The organism is Paenibacillus sp. W2I17, assembly GCF_030815985.1.
In the GTDB taxonomy this organism is placed as follows: domain Bacteria; phylum Bacillota; class Bacilli; order Paenibacillales; family Paenibacillaceae; genus Paenibacillus.
On sequence record NZ_JAUSXM010000001.1, the window covers coordinates 5,597,193 to 5,622,665 of the forward strand.

Sequence of the window (25,473 nt, forward strand, 5' to 3'; positions counted from 1 at the left end):
AGAAAACTGTTCTTGTTGGAGGGAAACATGTGTTAAGTCATCGCTTGTTGCTTGTTGAAGATGATCGTTCAATTAGTGAGATGGTCGGGCCGTACTTGGAAAAAGAGGGCTACGACGTCACTTATGCATATGACGGCTTAGAGGCAGAACTTCAGTTCAGCCAGTCCCAACCCGGGTACGATCTGGTTATTCTGGATCTGATGCTGCCCCGCAAAAGTGGGATGGATGTGCTGCAAACCATTCGGGCAGTCAGTCTGATACCTGTGCTCATTCTGTCTGCGAAGGATGGGGAGGTGGACAAAGCGTTAGGCTTGGGCTTCGGTGCAGATGATTACTTGAGCAAACCGTTCTCGTTAATCGAACTGACTGCCCGCATCAAAGCTGCGATTCGCCGCGCCAATTATACCACTCCGCCTGTGGCTGAATTGGCTAAAGATCAGCGTATTCACATTGGAGGACTTGTAGTTGACATGGAGACGTACGAGGTGGAGCGAGAAGGTACACCCGTCAAACTGACATCCAAGGAATTTGGCATCCTGAAGCTGTTGGTTACCCATCCTGGCAAAGTGTTCACCAAGGCTCAGATCTACGCTTCCGTCTGGAACGATCATTATTATGGAGACGAAAATATCATTAACGTACATATGCGTCGTCTGCGTGAGAAACTGGAGGCAGATCCTTCGGCTCCCCAGTATATCAAGACACTCTGGGGCATCGGGTATAAGCTGGAGGCGGAGCAGGGATGACACTGATTTTTACCATCACGACGGGTATTCTGGCCATTGCCTTTATTGTATTGTGGTTGAAATTCCAGAAAAGAAACCAACACCTGACCTATATTCATCAGAAAATATCCGATATTTTGGATCAAGGCACCTTTGAGCGCTTGCTTGTATTCAATAGTGATGATCAAGTTAGCCGGCTTCTGAAAGACATGAACCAGCTGCTCGATCATGCGCACCGCGCTAAGGCCGGTTATGCGAACCAGGAGAAGGAGATGCGTAATATGCTCTCTAACATTTCGCATGATCTGAAAACGCCACTCACCGTTGTGCTAGGTTATAGTGAGACCTTGCTGCACAGTCCATCATTGACTGATCAGGAACGGAAGATTATGACGGAGAAAATACAAGATAAGGCGCAGGAAGTGCTGCGTTTGATCCATTCCTTTTTTGATCTGGCGAAGCTGGAATCTGGAGACACGGAGCTAGTGCTTAGTCGAGTGAATATAAGCGAATTATGCCGGTTGAAGATGCTTTCCTTTTATGAAATGTTGACGAATCTGGGGTTGCACGTGGAGCTGGAGATACCTGATGGTGATATCTTCGTGCAAGCGAATGAAGAAGCATTGGACCGTGTGCTGGATAATCTCATTACCAATGGAATGAAATATGGAGCAGAGGGTAAGGTACTGGGGCTTTCACTTGATCATTCGATAGGTGGACCTGTGACGCTACAGATCTGGGATCAGGGAAAAGGGATTCCTGAGAGCGAGCATAGTCGTGTGTTTGAACGCATGTATACATTGGAGGATTCCCGCAATCGACTCTATCAAGGCAGTGGCCTGGGTCTGACCATTACGAAACGGCTAGTTGAGCGGATGGGTGGAAGTATTCACTTGCATAGTGTGCCACATCAACGGACTGTATTCTCGGTTACCCTAAAGGCTTGGTAGACCCTGCGTTGGCGTGTCCGGTCAGACTTAAGGTTTTTGTAAGATTTGATTAATAAAAAAGAAGACTTTTCTCTTTACAATATAGATATAGGAACCCGGACAGGGGACGTAAAGGAGAACAAGGACGATGAATTATATCGCACGAACAATAGATGTGACCAAAGTATATGAAGGGGTGGAGGTTGTATCCAACGTCAATATGAATATTAAGCAAGGTGAGATCTATGGATTCCTCGGTCCAAATGGTGCTGGTAAAACAACCATCATGAAGATGCTCACCAATCTCGTCAAACCAACCACAGGGGAGATAGAACTGTTTGGGGAGAAGCTTACGCCGACCTCTTATGAAGTGCTGAAGCGAATGGGCAGTATTATTGAATATCCTTTTTTCTACGATAGACTGTCTGCTCGCGAGAATCTGGAGCTTCACTGTGAATACATGGGATTCTACAACAAAAAGATCATCGACAACACGATGGAAATGGTAGGGCTGAAGGATACGGGCAAGAAACCGGTCAAAGACTTTTCCTTGGGCATGAAGCAGAGGCTGGGACTGGCTCGTGCACTTATAACCACACCTGAACTGCTCATTCTGGATGAACCGATCAACGGATTGGACCCTGTAGGGATCCGGGAGATGCGAGATTTGTTCAAGCGCCTTAGTAATGAGTATCGCATTACCCTGTTGGTCTCCAGTCACATTCTTGGCGAGATAGAGCAGATTGCGGACACAGTTGGTGTCATTCGCGGCGGTCGTTTGGTCGAGGAAGTATCAATGGAGAGCATTCGTGGAAGTCAAAATGAGTACATTGAGTTACAGGCGGTGGATATCCGCAAAGCGACCTATGTCATTGAACACCAGCTTGGTTTGAGTAATTATAAACTGGTTGATGACCAAACGTTACGCATCTATGATCCGGGAATCATTCCATCGGAATTAACCACCAAGCTGATTCAGCATGGCATTGAGATCGAATCGATATCCAAACGGGCTCATTCCCTGGAAGAACACTTCATGAAGCTTGTGAAAGGGGATGAAGACGTTGCTTAAACTAATCAGACTTGAGATGCGGAAGCACCGTTTTGCACGTAATTTTGCAGGGGCAGGTATTGCCAGTATAGCCATTCTTCTTTTTCTGATCATGATTGGATTCGTGGATGTGGGAGCAGAAGATTATGCCTATGCCGATTACCAGACCGCCTTTATGATTATCGATACGTTTGCGAGAGCGACCTTTATCATATTTGCAGGGGCTTTATTATCCAAGCTGGTGATCAGTGAGTATAGAAATAAAACGATGAACGTCATGTTCACCTATCCCATCCAGCGTCATAAAATCATTGCTGCCAAATTGATTATCGTGTTTGCTTTTACATTTGTGATGATTATGGTTACCGATCTGTTGATGGGTTCACTGTTGTTGATTGTTAATCATTTCTACTCCTTCATTCCCGGATCATTGACAAATCAGGATATATTGGGACTTCTGGTGAAGTACAGTATGAGTTCTTTATCGGCTGCGTGTATGGCACTCATTCCCCTATTCTTCGGTATGCGTAAGCATTCTGTTACCACTACAATGGTCTCGTCCATTTTGCTGGTTTTGATTGTCTGCTCCGGATTCAACGGGTCGGAAGTTTCCATTCATTCGCTTATTATTATCCCTCTGACCCTTGGAGCAATAGGGATATGGATTGCTTCGATGTCCATGGTTCGTCTGGAGACAAAAGATGTGAACTGAATCATTCGGAAAGCCATGCTCTGTATGGCTTCAGATGCCATTGACATCCGCTCGTACAAGGGATAGGATAATGTCAACTGAGACACGAAGGAGAATGCAACTACCATGACGATTCCAAAAACATTAACAATAGCTGGTTCGGACACGAGCGGCGGTGCAGGTATTCAAGCTGATTTGAAAACTTTTCAGGAGCTGGGTGTGTATGGCATGACCGTACTGACTACGGTTGTGGCAATGGAGCCCGAAACATGGGATCACCAGGTCTTTCCTGTTGAATTAAATGTAGTTGAAGCGCAGCTTCGCACTGTTCTGGACGGCATCGGTTTTGATGCCATGAAGACAGGTATGCTCGGTTCTGTAGATATTATTGAACTGGTAGCAAAACATATTCGCCGTAGCGGTCTGCCACAGATCGTTATCGATCCGGTAATGGTCTGCAAAGGTACAGACGAAGTACTGCAACCGGAAAATACGGAAGCGATGATCGAATTCCTGTTGCCAGGTGCTGATCTGGTTACACCTAATCTGTTCGAAGCATCCCAACTGGCGAAGAGTGGACCAATTCGCTCCAAGGAACAGATGGAAGCAGCGGCAGCAGCAATTCATGCCCATGGCTCGAAACATGTTCTAATCAAGGACAGAGGTGTCATTAGCCCGGGTAAAGCAATGGATCTACTCTATGATGGAACCAACTACGAATGGTTTGAAGCCGATGTTGTCGGCTCCGGATATACGCATGGTGCGGGCTGCACGACGTCTGCGGCGATTACCGCAGGATTGGCTCGTGGTCTTTCAGTGAAAGAGGCTGTTCGTGAAGGTAAAGCCTTCGTGACCAAAGCGATTGCCGGCGGATTCCCGCTGAACCGTTTTGTTGGCCCGACACTGCATGTGGCACACCGTCTGGAGCAACAACGTTAAGTGTTGCCAGGGAGCGCGCAGTAGCGCATCAATTCTGGATAACACACTTCGATTTCATTCAAGTAGCTGTCAATGAGCAGGAGCTTGCTCGTTGATGGCTTCTTTTTTATGCGAATTTTTATAAAAATTAGTAACTTTTGGCTTATATTAATCGTATATATCATGGGAGCATTCCAAAACATGTATGGACACATGAACGACACATGGAATAGGTATGTTATCATCAGAAATCTAAAAAGGAGAGTCGGCCATGATCAGAACAGTGCTTCTGGTGGAAGATGAAAGCCGCATTCGTGAGATTGTGGCCGATTATTTCATAAAAGAACAATGGAACGTCATAGAAGCAGAACATGGAGTACAGGCACTGGAACTGTTAGCTCTGCATGAGGTGGATTTGGTTATTCTGGATGTTTTGATGCCTGAAATGGATGGATGGACGTTATGTGGGCATATTCGATCCCAATCCACCGTACCTATTATCATGCTGACTGCACGGTCCGAGGATGACGATAAAATTCATGGATTTCAGCTGGGCGTAGACGATTACGTTACCAAGCCGTTTAGTCCACGTGTGCTGGTTGCACGTGCAGAGACATTAATGAAGCGTGTTGAAGGTGCATTTGGACGAGAGCAGGGTGTGATTCGCTTCGGACAGGTAACCCTTGATCCATGGGCCAGACGCCTGGAGAAGGACGGAATTGAAGTGGAACTTGCACCAAAGGAATATGATCTGTTGCTTTATTTGGTACGTAATGCAGGCATTGTGTTGTCCCGGGATGCTATTTTGAATCGGATCTGGGGATTTGATTTTGAAGGGGACTCACGTGTTGTGGATACTCACATCAAGAAGCTGCGGAGCAAATTGGGTGATGAAGCCAAGTGTATCCGGACGGTGATTGGCACTGGATATCGTTTCGAGGCAGAAGCATGAGAAGAAATGGCGTAACGATGAAGCTTTTCCTGGTCATGGCAGGATGTCTGGTTCTTTTATATGGGACGACGGTTTTTGCCCAGTTGTTCTGGTTCCCCGACTTCTATCAGCATCAAAAGGTCAGCAGTATGAAGAAAAAGCTGTCCAAGTTCGAACAGCAATATTCCAATGGACATTGGAGTGATTTACAGCTGGCTAAGGAGACCGGGAAGTTCATGCGTCAGAATCAATCACATCTGGTCATTCTGACGAATACCGGAAGACTGGTTAATGACCCGTTCCACATTACGTTGCTTCAAGAGGATGGAAGTCACGTAAAAGTGTCCTTGTCCTTGTTTATCAATAGTGAGAATGCTGGCTGGATTACATCCCATCTGAAATATGGGCAAGAACTGACGGTGAAAGGTCCGGCCAGCGAATCCATGGTCTATCCATTCAAAATCCAGGATGCCACTTCTGCCGCATGGGGAACAGAAAGCTTTCAGGAATCAATTGAACCGGTAAAGGAATGGTCAGGCGTATTAACCGAGGTCGTTCTTCCCAATCTGGCAACGTGGAGTCAGAGGCAGGGACTGCTGGTGCAAGCACTGGATAGCCGGTTCCCTTTATCTACCGAAGACCAACTTGCCTTGGCGAATGGCAAAATGCTCAATGAAGAATGGATGGATAGCTGGAGCGGTGTTCGCAATGTCATCACCATTGCTCCAGTGCATCGTTCCGGACCCGAGCAACAACTGATCTTTTCGCTCACCTCTCTACAGGAGATGAGGGAAGCGAATGAGGCAACACGTTTGTTCTATGCGTATTTCGGCATAGGGGCATTTATATTGATTCTGTTGCTGGCGTTACTCCTGTCCCGAATTATTACGAAGCCGCTCTTGGCGTTGAACCATGTCGCCAAGAAAATGTCTACACTGGATTTCACGGTGAAATCACCCATTCGGCGTAATGATGAAATCGGCAGTTTGTCTAACAGCCTCAATGCCTTATCGGGAACCTTGGGTCGGACACTGGAAGAGCTGAGGCAGGCCAACACGCAGATGCGTACAGATATGGAAATGAAGCAGGAGATTGAACAGCGTCAGCGCAAGTTTTTTGCCGATGCATCACATGAACTTAAGACTCCAATCAGCATTATTAAGGGATATTCTGAAGGGCTGAAGGATGGCGTGAGTGAGAGCAAACGGGAGCGTTACATTGAGATCATTGCCGATGAGGCGATTAAAATGGAAACGATGGTTGAAGAGATGCTGGATCTGGTGCGACTGGAATCCTCAGCGGTTCAATTGAATACGGATGCTGTTGCACTGGCTGACATGATTGAAGATATCGCCGGCCGTCTGGGTCCGCAACTGAAGGACAAAGGATTGGATGTGGTGCTTGTATCCACAACAGAACAGACGGTTGAGGGTGACCGAAGCAAGCTGGAGCAAGTTATTTTTAATATCATGATGAATGCTATACGTCATGCGATACCACATACCGATATAACTATTGAGATCAGCAGGCGTGAAGGTTTTGTCCATATTTCCATTGAAAACAAGGGCGAGCACATTGCTGAAGCTGAGCGGCAGTATATATGGGAGAGGTTCTATCGGGTAGAGCGCTCACGTAATCGTAAAATGGGGGGGACCGGGCTTGGTCTGGCCATTGCGAAGCAGATTCTTGATCTGCATGGGTGCAGTTATGGAGTGGAGAATACACCGGATGGAGTCCGTTTTTATATTATTTTTCCTAAAGCCTAGTACGAAAGGGAGTCAACTCTTATGAAGTCTTTACCATCGATTTTAACCTTGGGGAATCTGAGTTCAGGCATGCTGGCAGTCATTATGGCTATTCATGGTGAATTTGCCCTGGCTGTGATGATGATATGGGTAGCGATGTTCTTTGATCTGTTTGACGGGTATGCGGCTCGTAAATTGCATTGTGAGGGTGAGTTCGGCAAGTCCCTGGACTCGCTTGCGGATGTAGTTTCATTCGGAACAGCGCCCGTGCTGATTCTGTACCTGAATTCCATGATTGAAGTGAGTGTGCTGGGGATGGCCCTGACTGCATTGTTTCCGGTTTGCGGTGCTTTGCGTCTGGCCCGTTATAACTGTCAGAAGACAGCAAGCAGTGGTTTTGTCGGGATGCCGATTACATTTGCCGGAGGTCTGATGTCCTTTTTCGCGCTCTGGAGTCCTTATTTCACACATGGTGTAGCTTATCTTGTCATTATTGTATTATCCGGTCTCATGGTGAGCCAAATCCGATTCCCGTCTCTAAAACAAGTGCTAGCCTCACATGAGAAGGATATTGTGGAACCGAAATAAGGAGCGAGTCAGTATGGAATTTGCAAAAGAATTTATTGGTCAATATGGTTATTTCGCAATATACGGACTACTGGCTCTTGGCGTTATTGGCATGCCGATTCCGGATGAGGTGATGATGACCTTTGTCGGTTATCTCGCCTCCATCTCGGTATTGGATTACTCCGTATCCATCGCCGTCAGTTTCGGTGGCGCATTTACCGGAGGGCTGCTGAGCTACATGATTGGCAAGAAAGCGGGCAGGCCGCTGGTTGAAAAATACGGCAAGTGGGTCGGCGTTAATGCCAAACGATTCAGCAGGGTGGAGTCGTGGTTCCTCAAATATGGCTATTGGTCCATCATCCTGGGTTACTTCATTCCAGGCATTCGTCATCTGATGTGCTGTTTCTCTGGAATTAGCAAGATGGCCATCGGCAGGTACGTTCTCGTGTCGGGCATTGGTGCATTCGTCTGGTGTGTTGTCTTTATCTCAATTGGTTTTTATGTTGGCGTGTTAACTTAAAATGGGACAGCCTGTTGTAACAACAGGCAAGGATGGAAGACCTCTTGAGTGTAAGGTGGTCTTTTTTTGTTTTTCTACGAGTTATAGCGAACTGTGAATGAGTAACGAAAAGGAAATATTTTATGAAAATACAAAAACGCCGCTCTGACCATTCCCAACCTTCTTGTTTAAGGAGAGAATGGATCAAAGCGGCGTGTACTTCACGAACCGTAAAGTTCATTTTAATTAACGCAAGTATAGCTTTATATATGCAATGATTTCAATACCTTTCAATCTTAGCATCCACAGTTACCCACTTAAATGAGATTCTTCAATTCCTCTTTCAACTTGCTTTTCCCCTTTTTTGCGTGCAAAGGTGATTTTAAGGAGTGGTGGAGTAACCAGCGTAGTAACAATAACCATGATCACAACGCTGGTGAAGTACTCCGAATCAAGCAATCCGGAAGCAAGTCCCGTTGAAGCGATAATCAGGGCAACCTCACCTCTTGATATCATTCCTGACCCAATGGCCAGTGAAGATGACATATTAAATCCGGTCAGTCGTGCACCAGCTCCACCACCAATAAGTTTGGTAACAATGGCGATGAGGCTTATAACAACAATAAACCAAATCTGTGAACCCACGCCATCAAAGGTGACATTTAAGCCAATACTTACAAAGAACACTGGAACAAAAATTCCGTAGGCGATCGGTTCCAGTTTGGTTTCGACTTCATGTTTGAAGTTGGTTTGGGAAATGGCGATACCAGCGGCAAATGCTCCAATGATTCCAGCAACACCCATCCACTCTGCAAAGTACGAGAATCCGAAACAAATGATCAGGCCCGCAGTAATAACGGTCTCGGTTACTTTCAGTGGTGCCATCCACTTCATGATGCGTGGAACAAGGAACCAGCTGGCTGCGATAATAATAACAAAGAATAACAACTTCTTACCGATAAGCAAAGAAATCGAAGTGTCTCCTCCACCTGTACCCAGCAAGCTCATCATAACGGCAAGAATGACAACGACCAGGACATCATCGACGACAGCAGCACCAAGGATTGTTGTACCCTCACGAGAGCTGAGTTGATCCATATCTTTCAGTGTCTGAACCGAAATGCTGACAGAAGTGGCACAGAATAAAAGTCCAAAGAACAGTGCGTGTGTCTGTGACATACCAAAGGCTATGGCCGAACCGTATCCCCCGATAAAAGGCAAAATAATACCGCCGACCGCTACGGCAAAGGCCGCCTTCCAGTTTTTCTTTAATTGCTCCAGATCGGTTTCCAGTCCGGCAATGAACATTAACAGCAATACCCCGATCTCAGCCATATAATGCACGAAATCACTTTGCTGAACCCAACCGAGAATTGCAGGCCCGAGGATGACACCCACAATCAGTTTCCCCAGGACCGATGGCTGACCCAATCTTACGGATAGATCACCAGCAAGTTTGGTAAAGATTAAAATAAGTGCAAGAACCAAAATAAATTCCATAGGTGTACTCCCCTCCAGTAGTAGCGTCTATAGGTTAACCAACCCAAGGGCGATCCATTCTCAGCTTTAAAAAGACAAAAAGGCACAGAAAGGCATTAAGAGAGTGCCGTTCTGTGCCTGAAAAAGACAAAGAGGGCCCTTGGTGACAGGCTCCTCCAGTTTCAACGCGTATGTGATTAATTGCATTAATTATACCACAAATGTGGACTCGGGTAAATGGGAACCGGAATGGATTTGATTGAAAAAGGCCGTAAAGGGGCATTTTATAGGGGAGTGCAGCGGTTTTTGTTCAGAGTGTTGTCACTTAACAGCCTGGAATTGGCGAGATATAATGATATAGAACATAGAAGTTAGGATATGAGGAGGATTTTGCATTGGGCAAAAATAACAAAGGGGAGCCGAACATTCCATCCCCGACGAGTAATAAAAATTTCGCAGGCATCATTATCACGATTTCCATTCTCGCTAATGTCATTATTTTATTATTGTTCTTCGCACCGTCGATTGGTTACAAAGGTGATGTAACCTTTGATATTACGGTGTTGCCGCGGTTTAATGCCGTGTTTAACAGCTTTACCTTCATCTTCCTGCTCGCAGCGCTTATTGCTATTATCAAGCGGAATGTGAAGCTGCACAAACGATTTATTCTTGCTGCATTCTCAACGACACTGTTATTCCTCGTGACCTATCTGACGTTTCATTACCTCTCACCAGAGACGTCCAAATACGGCGGCGAGGGCATCATTCGTTCGATCTATTTCTTTATTTTGATTACCCATAGTATACTGGCAGCCCTGATTGTTCCATTGGCATTATTCACACTTGTGTGGGGTTGGACGAATCAATTGAAGAAACACCGCAAAATTGCACGTTGGACGATGCCAATCTGGCTGTACGTCAGTTCTACAGGTGTTGTAGTATATCTCATGATGGCACCATATTATTAATGTTATGAACGTTTCACTGTGCTAATTAGTTTGACTTGCGGGTAATGTTTCCATGGAAGGAGGGTTCACGTTTATGTACAGAGTTGTTTTGATTCGCCATGGACAGAGCATGTGGAATGTAGAGAATCGTTTTACCGGATGGACAGATGTGGATCTGACGACGGATGGTTACGCAGAAGCTCGTAAAGCAGGGAAGATCATGAAGGAACAGGGATTTGATTTTGATTATGCCTATGCATCCGTGCTGAAACGTTCTATCCGAACACTCGATATTGCGCTGGATGAAATGGACCTCATGTGGATTCCCATTACGAAGACTTGGAAGTTGAATGAACGCCATTATGGTGCGCTGCAAGGACTGAATAAACAACAGACTGCTCTGAAGTACGGTGAAGACCAAGTAAAGGAATGGAGACGATCCGTTAACGTATCTCCCCCGGCACTGGACGAAACTGATGACCGATATGTGCAGGATCTGGACAAGTACAAGCGGCTCGGATGCACCATCCCGTTTACGGAGAACCTGATGGATACCTCGAAGCGTGTACTGGAGTACTGGAATGCGGAGATTAAACCGATGGTGTCTGCTGGCAAAAGAGTGCTGATCTCTGCGCATGGTAACACGCTCCGTTCACTCGTCATGCATCTGGACCAATTGTCCGAAGCAGACGTGATGGCGCTCAATATCCCGACAGGCATTCCGCTTGTCTACGAATTGGATGAAGATCTACATCCCATCGGGCACTTTTATCTGACGGCCGATGGTTCGACCTACAAACATGAAGAAATGACCCATGTGGCAACGCCATCTGATTAAACGGGTGTGAACGTTTATGCCTCAACAGAGCAAGTGAAAGATGACCGCTGAATTTTAATTCGGAGGTCATCTTTTTTTCTGCGATCAAGCCTGCACTTCGTTTCGTTTTGCTCCCACAGGGTAATTGTCAAACAAGACACGATGTACATTTATCCTGAAGGAGGAGAAGCACATGTCTAAAAGAAGAGGAATTATCATGACGGCTATCGGCGCAGGTGTGACTTATCTGATGAGGAACAAACAAGCAAGAGATAAGCTGTTTAGCACTGTCTCGGGTATGATGAAAAACTCCAATTCGTCCAATGGAACAAGTAAAACCAGACCACGTGTGGAAGTGAAATAGATTGCGATAGTTCGTTTATCGTTGAATTAAAATGCTGATCATGAGAAACCTGGAGATGAAGTCGTTCCAGGTTTTTTTGTGCAATCAAAAGCAATCCCTTGCTTTTGTGTGAAATGCGATTTTTGCCAGCAAGAATGATACAATGGATACTTGCAGAACGTATGGAGGGAGATGCACATATGAAGAAAAATCGTCTGGGTACATCCGAACTGATGGTGTCTGAGATTGGGCTGGGATGTATGTCACTTGGAACTGAAATGGAGCACGCTGTGGGCCTGGTTCATGAGGCTCTGGATCATGGGGTCAATCTGCTGGATACAGCCGATCTTTACGACGCAGGGCGTAATGAAGAGATTGTAGGACAAGCTATTAAGGGGCGTCGGGACCAAGTCATTGTGGCGACCAAAGTAGGTAATCGTCGTATGCCGGGCAAAGAGGGCTGGTCATGGGACCCGTCCAAAGCCTACATTAAGCAGGCTGTACATGAAAGTCTGAAGCGTCTGCAGACCGATTACATCGATCTGTATCAGCTGCATGGCGGGACCTTGGACGACCCCATCGAAGAGACGATCGAAGCGTTTGAGGAACTAAAGAAGGAAGGACATATCCGATATTACGGAATTTCCTCCATTCGTCCCAATGTGATTCGGGAGTATGTAAAGAGGGCATCCATCGTCAGTGTGATGAACCAGTACAGCATTGCTGACCGCAGAGCGGAAGAAGAAGTGCTGCCTTTGTTGGAACAAAAGGGGATCAGCGTAATTGCCCGTGGGCCCGTAGCTAGCGGAGTGCTTGCCGATTCCGGATCTGCCAAGGCAGACAAAGGTTATCTGGACTATACGCCAGAGCAACTATATACCATTCGGCAAGGGCTAAGTCGTCTTGTTACAGACCAACGCAGTATGGCTCAGACAGCTATCCGCTACGCGTTATCCCATCCTGCCGTAGCAGCAGTTGTCCCTGGTGCCAGTTCAAGAGAACAGTTGCTGCACAATATTGCAGCTTCGAATTCGCCTGCACTCACCGCTGCGGAAATTCAGGAAATACGAGAACTCAGTCCCGCTAATTTGTACAAGCAGCATCGTTAACTCCATTAAGCCTATTTTCAATTGTAACTATACGAGGTACAATGAAGATCAGCCAAAAAAGGAACATATAAGGGAGAGAAGACATATGGAAAGAATTCAAAGTGAACAGCAATATTTGGATACAATTAACTCTGATGGTTTTACCGTCATTAAATTTGATACAACATGGTGTCCAGATTGCAAAAACCTGGATCGTTTCATTGGGGATGTTATCGACCAACATACGGACAAAACCTTCTATGCCCTGGATGCAGAGAAGTTCCAGCCGTTTGCCGAAGAGAATGGTGTACGCGGCATTCCAAGCCTGCTCGTCTTCCAGAACGGTAAGAAAATTGCACATCTGCATAGCAAATGGGCTAAAACACCTGCTCAAATCTCCGAGTATCTGGAGACGCTTGAATCCAAAGTTTAAGCGTACGAAGGCATCAGCAGTTTGTTTAATTAACTTAGCTAAAGAGACCTCTTCTTGTCCTGCGACAGGAAGGGGTTTTTTCTGCTTCATTCCAGCACGCATGATGTGCATTCAAATGTGCATTCGAATAACTGAAGTTGAGAAACAACGCTTGTTTAGAATTTGTTCAGTGCTCCCATGTATACTGTGAGAACAAACTGAATATTTGGAGTGAACAAGATCCGTATGAAGAATGAAATTTTTGAAGAAATGCACCAATTAAGTCACAATGATGACCGAAGATACCGATTGTTGATGATTGGAGTGAAACAATTGCTGCAGGAACAAAAGGAGAATAGATATAATCTGCGTGAGAGATTGAAGAGTCGAAAGAAACAACGGAACATTCAATTAAAAGAGTGGTATTAGCCAGACTGCTTTTTAGAAGTGAACATAAATATGGTTGTCCATGATACATAGTAAACCTAGTCGGCATCACCAATGCTCCAACCCAGCAAAGAAGGAAGTAATGAAGAATCAGACTTCTTCTAATTACGGATATTCCTGTCTCTGAAGCAGCAACAGAATCGTGAAGCAACAGGAACATCGCACAGAATATAAAATATGGCGGCCTCGCTTCCCAAGGGAACGTGAGGCCGCCATTGATTTTGCCTGTCTAATTACTTGAATTGTAATGCTTACATCAGAATAATAAAGAACACGGCTGCCAAGACAAAGCGATACACAGCAAAGACGGTCAGGCTCAATTTTTTCAAAATGGACAGGAACGTCTTGATCGCAAGCATGGCGACGATGAAAGCAGCGATGAATCCAATCGCGAAGATTGGGAAATCACTGCCGTTCAGGTGATCGATACTTTTGTACAGGTCATATCCCGTAGCACCAATCATAATTGGCACAGACACAAGGAATGTGAACTCCGCAGCGGCTACACGGCTTACCCCTGCAAAGAGACCGCCTGAGATCGTTGACCCGGAACGGGAGAAGCCTGGCCACAATGCCAATATCTGGAATATACCCACCGCGAATGCCTGTTTGTAGGAAATATCATCGACATCATGGGTAGTAATCCGCCCACTCTTCCGGCTCCAGCGTTCGGCCACGATCATCAATATACCACCTATAACGAGACTGTACAGCACTGTTTCCGGACCAAACAAATGTGCTTTGATCCAGTCGCGGAATACAAGTCCGATAACTACGGCAGGAACCATCGCCAGGAAGATATGTCCCAGATTGAGGCGGCGGGAGTAAGGTCTGCTCCCTCCGGTGAAGCGGAACATATCAATGAATTTGTTCCAGTACAGTACAACAACAGCAAGTACAGCCCCGAGTTGAACAACCACCTCAAACGTTTTGACTGACTCGTTGTCCTCCGATAAACCCAGCAAGTGGGCAGTCAGAATCATGTGTCCAGTAGAGGACACGGGCAAAAACTCAGTCAAACCTTCGATGATGCCCATAATAATGGATGATATAATGTCCAATTCTCTTCCTCCTTGAAATGCAGGTGACAGCACAGGCTGTCCTGCTTGACCATGCCTGTTCATTTGAACAAGGCTATCACCTATTATGATCACAAATGCACTCAACTTCAACTTATGCTTGTAACCATTTGTTTAAAACTATATTGACAAAAACCTAGTTATCCCATAGGATATAACTTAACTGACTGACTGATCAATCGGGAGGGTTACATGAATGACCAAAATTAACGGTTTGGAACCCGGTGAAGAACGCCGGGACCAAATAATACGCATAGCGATGGAGCGTTTTGCAACCCAAGGCTACCATCAGACGAAAATTTCCGATATCGTCCGTGAGGCTGGTGTGGCGCAAGGGACGTTCTACTGGCACTTCAAGAGTAAAGAAGCCATTGCTTCGGAGATTGTCTTAACGGGCAAGGAGGAGTTGCTTGAGGCGATCGGACAAGGGTACCGCAAGGATGCAGGATCGGTAGAAGATATGGTGAAAGCATCGGAAAGGCTGTTCACTGACTTGTTTTTGTTTGCCACGCAGAATCGCTATTTTATGGAACTGTTGCTCAAAGGCATCGTGACGGAAGAATCCGTACAACGCCTGGTTGAGGAGACACGTAATGCTGTCGAAACTGCGTTTCGTCACAATATGGAACGAGCCATCGAACTCGGCATGTTGCCTAAGGGCATGGATGTACCGCTTCGAGCAGCGTTATTGGTAAGCATGATTGAAGGCATGATATCACGCTGGTTGTTCGGTTCCGATGAGTTGCACAGCAAATTCTCAGCCATGACAGCTTCATCGCTGGCAGCTGAGGCAGCAAGCTTTGAGTTTTACGGACTGCTAGGCACATAAGATTCACATGATTAAACAAATAGCAGGGAATAATGGGTACAACTGCGGTTTAGTCACAATAAAGTAACCAAATGTACAACCAGATTAATACACGACTGAGAGGAAGTTAACGTAATGAACAAAACATATGGATCGAAAACTCGTAAAGGCTGGTCTTTGACAGCGATTCTGCTGATGACCGTGCTGGTACTTAGTGCTTGTGGAAGTAAAGCAACAGATGGTGGAAGCACAAATGGTGCACAGGCAACAAATGAACTGGAGCAGATCAAGTCTGCTGGCGTTATCAAAGTGGGCATGATGGGCACATACGCACCGTACAACTTCCTGAACGATAAGAAAGAAATGGACGGCTACGATGCCGATATCGCACGTGAAGTTGCGAAGCGTCTGGGTGTAGAGGTTGAATTTGTATCCCAAGAGTTCTCGGGTCTGACACCAAGTCTGCAAGCGAAGAAGCTTGATGCCATTATCAGCCAAATGACGATTACCGATGATCGTAAGAAAGTACTGGATTTCAGTGATCCGTATATTACGAACCAAGTTAAAATTATTGTAAAAGAAGACAATAACGATATTACCAAGCTGGAAGATTTCAAAGGGAAAACGATTGGTGTAGGTCTGGGTACAAATGATGAATCATATCTGCGTAATGAAGTGTTGCCAAAAGTGGGAGACTTCACGATCAAAACCTATGACGATGTCATCTCTTCACTCAAAGATCTGAATGCTGGACGGATTGACGCAACAATTAACAATATGTACGCTCTGAAACCGATTGTGGATGCCAATGGTTTTAATATCAAAGCTGTAGGTGAACCGATTAAGAGTGACCAGGCAGGTATTGCTGTTCGCAAAGACAATCCGGAACTCGTAGCTGCACTGAATGATGCTCTCAAAGGCATGAAAGATGATGGCACGTACAATACCATTTTCAAAAAATGGTTTGGTGAAGAGCCTGCGCAATAATGAACCTGCAAGGCGAAGGGAAGATTTGACCGATGGAACTAGTATTTGAGAATATCCCCTTCTTTCTGAAGGGGGCTTACTATACGCTGTATGTAACTGTGATCTCCATGTTTTTTGCGTTCATCATCGGGGTGCTTGTTGCGATTGCTCGTCTGAAGGGACCGATGTGGCTTAGGTTGATCGCAAGGTTTTATGTATCAATCATGCGGGGAACCCCGCTGCTGGTGCAATTATTCGTTATTTACTACGGGTTGGTCGATTATGGAGTGACCTTGGGATCACTCACGGCTGCCTGTTTGGGACTGAGTCTGAATGCAGGTGCGTTTCTGTCGGAGACGTTCCGTGGAGCCATTCAGGCTGTACCCAAAGGACAGACAGAAGCTGCTTATGCAACGGGAATGACCCCGGCTCAAGCAATGAGACGCATTATCTTCCCGCAGGCTGTGCGCATTGCCATCCCGCCGATGGGTAACACCTTCATTGGCATGTTGAAGGAAACATCACTTGTGGCGGCGATTGGTGTTACCGAGTTATTACGGTCAGCACAACTGCTGGTATCACAATATGCATTGAACATGCCATTTTATCTGGCGATTGGTGTGATCTACTGGATCATGAGTATCGGCTTCTCGGCCATTCTGGAACAAGTGGAGCGCCGGTTGGCCCGGGCTTACTGATGGGAGGAGAGAACCGATGATTACAACAACTGGACTTACCAAACGTTTTCAGAAAAATGAAGTACTTACGAACATTGATCTTCATGTCGATGCCAAAGATATTGTTGTATTGCTCGGCCCAAGTGGTTCAGGCAAAAGTACCTTGCTGCGCTGTCTGAATGGGCTGGAAGAGCTGTCCGGAGGACAGATTGAAGTGAACGGCATTGTGGTTAACAGCGCAGATCCGCTGCGAGTCCAGCGTGCCCGGGTACTGGAGATTCGTCGCCAGACCGGCATGGTATTCCAGCAATTCAATCTGTATCCGCACAAGACAGTGCTGGGTAATGTGATGGAAGGTCTTGTTACGGTGAAAAAAATCAAACGTGACGAAGCGGCTGAACGCGGCCGGATTCTGCTGGATCGGGTCGGCTTGTCGGACAAGCAGGATGCGTATCCATCCCGATTATCCGGTGGACAACAGCAGCGGGTCGCCATTGCACGTGCACTTGCAATGGAGCCGGAAGTGATGCTGTTTGATGAGCCGACTTCAGCTCTTGACCCTGAACTGGTCGGAGAAGTGCTTTCCGTCATGAAGGAGCTGGCAGAGGAAGGTATGACGATGCTGGTTGTGACGCATGAATTGAAGTTTGCCCGTAATGTGGCGAACAAAATCGTCTTTATGGCGGATGGATCGATTGTGGAAGAGGCAAGTCCACAGGCGTTTTTTGAACAGCCGAAGCAAGAGCGCACCCGTCGTTTCTTGCAGCAGATAACTGAATTTTGATGAAGATAACAGCGATCGGAAGAACGAACGTACTCGGAGCGGGTATTTAAGGTCATGAACGATATCAGTTCAACTAAACTTTTTGCACAAGAACGGAGAGGACAGAAGAAACCTGAAGAAGCGGAGCGTGCGCCTTTATCCCCTGATTTTCCCCTTGAAGAAGGGAATCAAAAAAATCTGGGGATAACAGCGATCGGAAGGTTATTCTGTCATCGGAGTGGTAATTGCAAACCTTTTTCGCTTGAACTTAACCTATTCTAAGAAAGAAGGATAACATCATGAACGTAACAACCGTATGGAAAGGCAAACGTGCGTTTACTTCCGAAGGACCCTCTGGCTACGCCGTTGGCATGGATGCCACTGCTGCTTATGGTGGTGACAGCAAGGGAGCGACCCCGATGGAATTGTTACTGGCGGGTCTCGGGGGTTGTATGGGAATTGATATTACAATGATTCTGGACGCTTTCCTGGAGAAACTTGAATCGATTGAGATTGAAGCGCAAGGCACACGCAGTGAAGAGATGCCTAAAGGGTTCACATCCATTGATCTGATCTTCAAAGTCGATGGGGATATCCCGGATTATCGAATCTGGAAAGCCATCCAAATGGCCGAAGAGAAATATTGTGCAGTCTCCGCTTCGCTGAGCGCCGATATTCATCCCAAACTGATCCTGAATGGGGTAAGTACACCTCGTCCTTAATAGCATATGAGTAAATCTTTGATACTGAGAAGGCACTTCCAATCGTGGGAGTGCCTTTTTTGGCTTTTCTAACACTTCAACAGGGATTTCGCCCATCTAGGAGTCACTAAACTACTGTCAGTAGGAAATAATTCGGTAAGCCCGGTCGCCATGTTAATGGCGGCCTCTTTTGTTAGAGGTTAGGCTGGCTTGTTGCCTGGCAATATATTACCCATTGGAATGACAATCCGAATTCTGGCGGTTATGTGGTATGATTAATTCTGAGGACAGTACATCCTGATCCTGCTGTTTATATGTAAGCGCTTATACAGATGACGGAAGGTGCAGACATGTTTAAAAGGCTGATACGAACCACCAATAATCTCAAATTAAAGCATAAATTGCTCATTTCCTATGTACTGGTTGTCATGATTCCGGTCCTGATTGTTGGCCTTGCTGTGACCAGTTATTTTCGCCAGCAAGCCCTGGACAATGCAATAGGACAGACAATCATCAATGTGGACAAGATTAAGAGCCAGACGGCAACCATGCTGCGTGTACCAACCGATATATCCAATCTTTTAATGTTTAATGCGGATCTCAAGGAGATCGTGAATAAACGGTACAAGAGTGTTGTGGAGTTAACCTCGGCTTATCTTGCATACAAAGACTTTCAGGAGTACAGGCGTTTGTACCGTGAGATAGCCGGCATTCGTTTTTACTCAACTAATCCAACATTGATCAACAACCTCGAATTTATCCCGGTAGACAAGCAGACGGAAGAGAGCTACTGGTACCAACAGGCACTGAAAACAACCAGCATCGGGTGGTTCTACATTCCGGACAAGGAAGATAATCCTGTACACAAGCTCAGCCTGGTGCGCAAAGTACCTTTTGCCGAGTATCGGACAGAGGGCGTGTTGATGATTGTGATCAATCAGGATGAGCTGAATGGATTGTTGCGTCAGGAACAGTTTGAGACGATGATTACGGACGAGCAGGGTTATGTGGTTGCAGCCAAGAATACCGAGCTGGTGGGTAAAACGCTGGATGAGCTTGATTTTGGTGTTGATCTGCAGAATCAGGCGAAAGGCACCATAGAGGGTGATTTCCGTGGGGAACCATCTAATATTGTTATTGATGAGCTGGGCCCTGGATCGAGTATGAATAGCCTGAAGGTGATTTCGGTTTTTGCCACCAAAAATATCGTCAAAGACGCCAACACCGTCAGCTTGATCGGCATGATTTTTATTATACTGGTGCTGGTCATCGCCCTATTATTCGTATATATCATCTCGTTCCTCACTTCGAACCGATTGCTCCGGCTGAGTAAACACCTCAACAAGCTGGCATTAGGAGACCTGAACGTGACTTCACGGATTGATGGAAACGATGAGATTGGGCAACTGTCACGACAGTTCAACTATATGGTGAAAAGTATCAATGAACTCATGACGCAGGTGGTAGAAGCGACCGAACAGAACAATCAATTGGAAATCGCCCAAAAAGAGATTAAACTGAAAATGATGGCGAGCCAGATCAATCCACATTTCTTGTTTAATGCACTGGAGTCCATTCGGATGAAAGCGCATATTAAGGGAGAAGCAGAGATTGCTAACATCGTCAGGCTGTTGGGCAAGCTGATGCGCAAGAGTCTGGAGATTGGCAGTGGAAAAACAACCTTCCGGGCTGAACTTGAAATGGTACGTTCTTATTTGGAAATTCAGAAATTTCGTTACGGCGACCGCCTTGCATTCCAGATCCATATCGATCCCGAGGTGGAGAAGATGTACATTCCGCCTTTGATTATTCAACCTTTGGTTGAGAATGCGATTGTCCATGGTCTGGAGAACAAAGAAGGTACAGTCCGTGTTCATATAAGTATTCGTTTAGTAGAGAACATTGTGCAGATCCGTGTGGATGACAATGGTGCAGGCATAACGCCAGAACGACTGGCTGAGGTGATGCAGTTTATCTGTGGACCGGAGGAACAGGAGAAGAGTCGGATCGGCATGCGTAATGTACATCAACGCTTAACATTGACGTACGGGGAGCCATATGGATTACAGATTAAGAGTGTATATGGGGAAGGAACAGAGGTTTCTTTCACTTTGCCAGCAGGAGGGGACCAACATGTATAAAGTGTTTTTGGTGGATGACGAACCGAGCATACGTGAGGGGCTGACAACCATTATCGAGTGGGAAAAATACGGATTCCAGGTCATTGCTACAGCTGCCAGCGGGCGTGAGGCCATCTCCCGGTTTGAGGAATTGGAGCCTGATCTGACGATTATTGATATTCGCATGCCCGGTATGACCGGGCTGGATGTGATTGAAGAAGTGCGCCGGAGTCATCCGGATTCGCACTTTTTGATATTAAGTGGTTACGCGGATTTTGATTATGCCAAGAAAGCCATCAGTTTTGGTGTGGATGGTTATCTGCTCAAACCGGTGGATGAAGAAGAGATTATTGGTGAACTGGAGCGTATTGCTACAATCCTGACCCGTGAACGGGAGACAATGGCACGTCATGCTGGTGAAGATACCGTCTTTAGGGAGCATCAGATCGAGGCTTTGCTCTTTGACAGTCTGGAGGGTGCGGGTAGCATGGAAGAAGATAGCCTGGGGCTGCACTGGCCTCACTATCAGATTGTGCTGCTTGAGATGCATGTAGCCCCCGACCTGCAACGGGGAAGTGTTATGAAACGCAAACTGATTGAAGCATTTGACCATAAAGACCGAGGCATTGTATTCTCGTTCCATTCAGGTCTGGGGCTGTTAAGTAAGGAAACAATCACATCCGAGTCATCTGCAAGAAATCTGTATGATGAGCTGGAAGGGCTTCTGGGAGAATGGGAGGTTCACATGTATGGTGCTGCAGGAGAACCCGTACATTCCACTTCTGAAATTGCGCGGTCATACACGCAGGCGAATCGTTTACTCGGGGAACGCTTCTTGTTCACGGAGCAACGCATCATTCTGTGGACTGAAGGCAGCGAAAGCATTGTTAAGCCAGAAGTTGAAGCTGGAGACGGAGAACAACATGAGCCAGTTGAGGACGAACTCGCGGACAAGCTATATTATGCGTTAGACATCCGCAGTAGTGAGTCCGTTATGCGGGTACTGGGTGAGATGGAAGAGCGCCTGGTTCCATATCACCGAACAGAGCAAGCGATCAAGACGGCGTTCTCACAGGTATTTTCCCTGGCGTTCAACAAGCTTGCAGCGACGAATCAACATATGCACTCCATTATGCAGGAACATTCGGTTCTGATTAATGAAGTCTATCATCAATTTACGATGTCTGATCTCAAAGTCATGGCAGCGGAGCATTTGAATCGACTTATTCAACGTATGGGTGGGGGAAGCAAGGATACTGTATTAAAACAGATGATTGAATTTATCCAGCGTAACCCTGGCGAAAATCTCAAGCTAGAGGTACTTGCTGAAGTGTTTAACTATAACAGCAGTTACTTGGGTAAATTGTTCAAGAATCATACTGGAGAGTATTTCAATGCATTTCTGGACAAGGTTCGTATGGAAAAGGCCAAGGAATTGCTGGACGAAGGACTAAAGGTCCATCAGGTTGCGGCGAGAGTGGGGTATGCAAATGTGGACTACTTCCACGGTAAGTTCAAGAAATATGTAGGGGAATCCCCTTCCGCTTACAAACAGGCCAGAACCCAATCATCAATTAAAGGAACGGCTACGGATATAAACGAGGAATAAGTACGGAGTGCTGGGCCTTGCCCTTGCCTATTGTGTAAAACGTTTTCGGTATTGCTGAGAAATTCCCAGATTCATCATATTGTCCATGCACTTCCCATGATAAGCAATGGTCACGGAATGCTTCACATTTTAGACTGGATTTACAAGAATCCAGATGAAGGGATGGCTATACGATATGAATTTGTCTGATATAGGCGCTGTACGTCATACATTGAACTTAAATGGAACATGGCAGTTTTGTTTGGATCTGGAGTCCGATAAACTCGTTGAACAAGAGATATTACCGCCTTCACAGTGTGAAAATACATCATGGGAGACCATTCAGATTCCCGGTTCATGGGAAGAGCAAGGATACGGAGATGAGCCTGAATACGAAAGGCTCGATACCTGGACCAAGGTACGCGAATATGAAGGCTCAGCCTGGTATGCTCAGGATGTTCATGTTCCATCAGATGATTCTGGCTGCCAGTATGTATTCAGGTTGGAAGGGGTCCGCTGGACAACGCATCTCTGGATCAATGGACAATATGCAGGGCAGCAGGATAGTCTGGTGAATCTACAGAAGTGGGATGTTACCTCTCTGGTGAAGCAGGGGGAAGTGAATCGGATAGAGATTCGCGTGGATAATACGATGAAACTTCCGCTGGCGGGTAGCCATATTCATTCATTGCATACGGCCACAGCCTGGGGTGGAATCACGGGTGGTGTTTATCTGGACAGTCTGCCCCCATGCCGACTACAGACGTTAAGTATTCAACCAGATGCTGCAAACGGAATCATTCTGGTTGATTGTACTGTAAGCGCTGCCGCAAATGATTCCGCTAGATCGATGCAATTACATGTGGATATCCAGCATCCGGACGGCACATGGCTTGATCGATATAGTTATAATGTGAATCTGAGTGATCCATTACATGTGGATATAAGCTCAGCAGGGTTAACTGAAAGTAACGCTGTAATAGATCAGTGGCGATTGGAACTTGGAACAGAAAAGTCTATCGCAAGATGGTCGGATGAATCCCCTGAATTATACAAAGCTGTAATCTGTCTCCATGACGGTGAACAGGAACTGGATCGGCTGGAGCAATCATTTGGTGTACGCTCCTTTGCAGCAAACGGGAAGCAGCTTGAGTTGAATGGGACACCAGTATATCTGCGCGGGTACGTCGATTGCTGTATCTTTCCACTGACGGGTTATCCCGTCTGGGACAAGGAGCATTATCTTCAGCAGTTTCGAGTCGCCAGATCGTATGGCTTCAATCATGTCCGATTGCATGGGTGGAGCGCGCCGGAGCCTTTCTGGAAGGCGGCTGATGAAGCGGGCATGCTGGTACAGGCAGAACTCCCACATTGGTCCCGTTTCTTTGAGCAATCGGATCAGTCTGCGCCAGCTGAAGTATTGTCCTATCTGACACAAGAACTGGACGGGTTGCTTCAGTCGCTGCATAGACATCCTTCATTCGTCATGTTCTCCATGGGGAATGAACTTATTGGTCCGAATGGCCACCCTGAACTCAATGCATTAGTATCTAGGGCAAGGGATATGGACCCAACCCGGTTATATACGGACAATACAGGTTTTGGACAGCTTCCGGCGCAAGGGCGGGAAGGTGATTATTATATTCAGTCGTTGAACTGGCATCCCCCGTTGGAATCCGCATATTCTGCTGTGCCGGATACCACGCTGGACTATCATGCAGTCACCCGGCTTGCGGAGCATCCCGTCATTGGGCACGAACATGCACAGTACACCATGTATGTGCGGCCCCAAGAGCGAGCCAAGTATACTGGCGTATTGCGTCCTAGCTGGTTACGACCGATCGAAGAATCGTTAACAAACAAAGGCATGATGGAGGACCTGGAGCATTTTCAACAGGTCAGTGGTACCCATCTGGTACGTTCCTTAAAAGAAGCCATGGAGCGAATTCGGCGAACACCGGACGCTGCGGGCGTACAGCTTCTGGACATTCGCGATTTTCCAGGGCAGGGACATGCTACGACGGGCATTCTGGATGTATTTTGGGATGACAAAGGCATTACAACACCAGAAGAATTCATGCGTTTCAACGCAGATGTGGTGCTGTTGTTAAGCTGCAAGGAGCGTACATTTTACGCCGGAGAACCCATTCATGTTGATGTACGCATCTCTCACTACGGTAAGGAGCCGTTTGAGGACGCGGTCATTCAGTGGAGGTTAATAAGCGATGATGTGATACTCACTGAAGGAGCATGGAAGACCGGAGATATCCAATGTGGGTCTGTCATGTCACTGGGAAGCATCGTCGCTACCGCTCCTCATGTAGGGGCAGCAGCTTTTCGGATCGAAGCGGAGCTGATATCAGGCGATTCGGAAAGAACTGTAGCGAATGTATGGCATGGCTGGTCGTTTCCTTTTTATCAGTCTCATCCGAGTTCGAATCGGTTCTGGAATACCGTGGCAGAGTTGAAGCCATTCCTGGGTGAAGCGTATGATGATTGCGTAGATCGCATCGATGGATTTCAGTTGTTGAAAAATCGGGAGATTGACTTGGTTATCGTTCAGTCATTAACACCCAATGTCGTTGATTATGTGGTTAACGGGGGGAGTGTTTGGTTACAGCCAACCGCAGAAGGGTTATATGATTCAGTGGAGACCAAGTATCTGCCTGTATTCTGGAATTACCTGATGTTTGCTACACAGCCTGGTGCAACGATGGGCATGTATTTGAGAGAACAGCTAGCACTACTAGGCTCCTTCCCGCATGATGGGGCTTCGGACTGGCATTGGTATCACTTGGTGAACGGTACACCAGCGATATGTTTGGATACGTTGCCCGGGGTGGAGCCGCTGATCGAAGTGGTGGACCATTTCCATCGGGCCAAACGACTCGCTTATGCCTTTGAGGCAAAAGTAGGAAAGGGCAAGATTTTGGTATCCTCACTTCCGTTTGCCAATCTGGCTGTAATGAAGCGTCCGGAAGCCGCCTACTTATTTCAGGAGATACTTGCGTATCTGAATGGAGATCACTTCCGTCCAGCAACCTCCATATCCGTAGCGCAATTACTCGGCATCGTTAAACTGCAAACCATTCAGTTTACATTGTAATCAGAGGGACCCGAAAGGGTCCTTTTTGTATGCCACGTAGTTGAAGTAAACGATTACTATAAAACGTTTTCGATAT

General features: G+C 46.5%; 25 protein-coding genes. 23 read left to right on the plus strand and 2 right to left on the minus strand.

Annotation, left to right across the window (positions count from 1 at the left end):
• The first annotated feature begins 80 nt into the window (after nt 1–80).
• From QF041_RS24945 to QF041_RS24985, 9 genes are all read left to right on the plus strand, one after another.
• Nucleotides 81–746 carry a response regulator transcription factor gene (locus QF041_RS24945; RefSeq protein ID WP_373461405.1) on the plus strand — a complete coding sequence of 222 codons (666 nt, stop codon included), beginning with the start codon at nt 81–83 and terminating at the stop codon, nt 744–746.
• A complete protein-coding gene (locus QF041_RS24950) occupies nt 743–1,675 on the plus strand; it encodes a sensor histidine kinase (protein WP_307416048.1) in 933 nt (310 codons plus the stop codon). Before QF041_RS24945 ends, QF041_RS24950 begins: the two co-directional genes overlap by 4 nt.
• Nucleotides 1,676–1,802: 127 nt before the next feature.
• Nucleotides 1,803–2,726 carry an ABC transporter ATP-binding protein gene (locus QF041_RS24955; RefSeq protein ID WP_105601907.1) on the plus strand — a complete coding sequence of 308 codons (924 nt, stop codon included), beginning with the start codon at nt 1,803–1,805 and terminating at the stop codon, nt 2,724–2,726.
• The gene (locus QF041_RS24960) at nt 2,719–3,417 is read left to right on the plus strand and encodes an ABC transporter permease (protein WP_307416049.1); all 699 of its coding nucleotides are present in this window, start codon (nt 2,719–2,721) and stop codon (nt 3,415–3,417) included. The genes QF041_RS24955 and QF041_RS24960 overlap by 8 nt, the downstream gene beginning before the upstream one ends.
• A gap of 105 nt (nt 3,418–3,522) precedes the next feature.
• Nucleotides 3,523–4,335, plus strand: coding sequence for a bifunctional hydroxymethylpyrimidine kinase/phosphomethylpyrimidine kinase (thiD, locus tag QF041_RS24965; RefSeq protein ID WP_017692191.1), 813 nt, complete (start codon nt 3,523–3,525; stop codon nt 4,333–4,335).
• 250 nt (nt 4,336–4,585) lie between these two features.
• Complete coding sequence (locus QF041_RS24970) at nt 4,586–5,266, plus strand: response regulator transcription factor (RefSeq protein WP_036606855.1); 681 nt, start codon at nt 4,586–4,588, stop codon at nt 5,264–5,266.
• The gene (locus tag QF041_RS24975) at nt 5,263–7,011 is read left to right on the plus strand and encodes a sensor histidine kinase (protein WP_307416051.1); all 1,749 of its coding nucleotides are present in this window, start codon (nt 5,263–5,265) and stop codon (nt 7,009–7,011) included. Before QF041_RS24970 ends, QF041_RS24975 begins: the two co-directional genes overlap by 4 nt.
• Nucleotides 7,012–7,032: 21 nt before the next feature.
• The gene (gene pssA / locus QF041_RS24980; RefSeq protein WP_307416052.1) at nt 7,033–7,578 is read left to right on the plus strand and encodes a CDP-diacylglycerol--serine O-phosphatidyltransferase; all 546 of its coding nucleotides are present in this window, start codon (nt 7,033–7,035) and stop codon (nt 7,576–7,578) included.
• Nucleotides 7,579–7,591: 13 nt separating this feature from the next.
• Nucleotides 7,592–8,077, plus strand: coding sequence for a DedA family protein (locus tag QF041_RS24985; protein ID WP_307416053.1), 486 nt, complete (start codon nt 7,592–7,594; stop codon nt 8,075–8,077).
• Between the two features lie 288 nt (nt 8,078–8,365).
• Here the strand turns inward: QF041_RS24985 and QF041_RS24990 are convergent, their stop codons facing one another.
• Nucleotides 8,366–9,556, minus strand: coding sequence for a cation:proton antiporter (locus tag QF041_RS24990; protein WP_307416054.1), 1,191 nt, complete (start codon nt 9,554–9,556; stop codon nt 8,366–8,368).
• Between the two features lie 374 nt (nt 9,557–9,930).
• On the opposite strand from QF041_RS24990, the gene QF041_RS24995 reads away from it, so the two are divergent.
• From QF041_RS24995 to QF041_RS25020, 6 genes are all read left to right on the plus strand, one after another.
• Nucleotides 9,931–10,503 carry a DUF420 domain-containing protein gene (locus tag QF041_RS24995; protein ID WP_017692198.1) on the plus strand — a complete coding sequence of 191 codons (573 nt, stop codon included), beginning with the start codon at nt 9,931–9,933 and terminating at the stop codon, nt 10,501–10,503.
• Nucleotides 10,504–10,576: 73 nt separating this feature from the next.
• Entirely contained in the window at nt 10,577–11,320 is a 744-nt protein-coding gene (gene gpmA, locus QF041_RS25000) for a 2,3-diphosphoglycerate-dependent phosphoglycerate mutase (RefSeq protein ID WP_076328872.1), read from the plus strand.
• A 172-nt stretch (nt 11,321–11,492) separates the two neighbouring features.
• Nucleotides 11,493–11,663, plus strand: a complete 171-nt coding sequence (locus QF041_RS25005) for a hypothetical protein (RefSeq protein WP_017692200.1) — start codon at nt 11,493–11,495, stop codon at nt 11,661–11,663.
• Nucleotides 11,664–11,842: 179 nt separating this feature from the next.
• Complete coding sequence (locus QF041_RS25010; RefSeq protein ID WP_307416055.1) at nt 11,843–12,751, plus strand: aldo/keto reductase; 909 nt, start codon at nt 11,843–11,845, stop codon at nt 12,749–12,751.
• Nucleotides 12,752–12,836: 85 nt separating this feature from the next.
• Nucleotides 12,837–13,163, plus strand: coding sequence for a thioredoxin family protein (locus QF041_RS25015; RefSeq protein WP_017692202.1), 327 nt, complete (start codon nt 12,837–12,839; stop codon nt 13,161–13,163).
• A 225-nt stretch (nt 13,164–13,388) separates the two neighbouring features.
• The gene (locus QF041_RS25020; protein ID WP_307416056.1) at nt 13,389–13,571 is read left to right on the plus strand and encodes a hypothetical protein; all 183 of its coding nucleotides are present in this window, start codon (nt 13,389–13,391) and stop codon (nt 13,569–13,571) included.
• Nucleotides 13,572–13,840: 269 nt separating this feature from the next.
• Here QF041_RS25020 and bacA read toward each other — a convergent pair whose 3' ends face one another.
• Nucleotides 13,841–14,650, minus strand: a complete 810-nt coding sequence (gene bacA / locus QF041_RS25025) for an undecaprenyl-diphosphate phosphatase (RefSeq protein ID WP_017692204.1) — start codon at nt 14,648–14,650, stop codon at nt 13,841–13,843.
• A 214-nt stretch (nt 14,651–14,864) separates the two neighbouring features.
• On the opposite strand from bacA, the gene QF041_RS25030 reads away from it, so the two are divergent.
• The 8 genes from QF041_RS25030 (at nt 14,865) to QF041_RS25065 (ending at nt 25,397) form a co-directional block, all read left to right on the plus strand.
• Complete coding sequence (locus QF041_RS25030) at nt 14,865–15,497, plus strand: TetR/AcrR family transcriptional regulator (RefSeq protein ID WP_307416057.1); 633 nt, start codon at nt 14,865–14,867, stop codon at nt 15,495–15,497.
• Between the two features lie 114 nt (nt 15,498–15,611).
• Entirely contained in the window at nt 15,612–16,463 is an 852-nt protein-coding gene (locus tag QF041_RS25035) for a substrate-binding periplasmic protein (RefSeq protein WP_307416058.1), read from the plus strand.
• A gap of 32 nt (nt 16,464–16,495) precedes the next feature.
• The gene (locus tag QF041_RS25040; protein ID WP_017692207.1) at nt 16,496–17,140 is read left to right on the plus strand and encodes an amino acid ABC transporter permease; all 645 of its coding nucleotides are present in this window, start codon (nt 16,496–16,498) and stop codon (nt 17,138–17,140) included.
• Between the two features lie 16 nt (nt 17,141–17,156).
• The gene (locus QF041_RS25045; RefSeq protein WP_047841601.1) at nt 17,157–17,903 is read left to right on the plus strand and encodes an amino acid ABC transporter ATP-binding protein; all 747 of its coding nucleotides are present in this window, start codon (nt 17,157–17,159) and stop codon (nt 17,901–17,903) included.
• Between the two features lie 278 nt (nt 17,904–18,181).
• Entirely contained in the window at nt 18,182–18,604 is a 423-nt protein-coding gene (locus tag QF041_RS25050; RefSeq protein WP_307416059.1) for an OsmC family protein, read from the plus strand.
• A gap of 329 nt (nt 18,605–18,933) precedes the next feature.
• Entirely contained in the window at nt 18,934–20,724 is a 1,791-nt protein-coding gene (locus QF041_RS25055) for a sensor histidine kinase (protein ID WP_047841600.1), read from the plus strand.
• A complete protein-coding gene (locus tag QF041_RS25060; RefSeq protein ID WP_307416061.1) occupies nt 20,717–22,312 on the plus strand; it encodes a response regulator transcription factor in 1,596 nt (531 codons plus the stop codon). The genes QF041_RS25055 and QF041_RS25060 overlap by 8 nt, the downstream gene beginning before the upstream one ends.
• Before the next feature lie 175 nt (nt 22,313–22,487).
• Nucleotides 22,488–25,397 (plus strand): glycoside hydrolase family 2 protein, encoded by a 2,910-nt coding sequence (locus QF041_RS25065; protein WP_307416062.1) that lies wholly within the window; start codon nt 22,488–22,490, stop codon nt 25,395–25,397.
• Nucleotides 25,398–25,473: the final 76 nt, after the last annotated feature.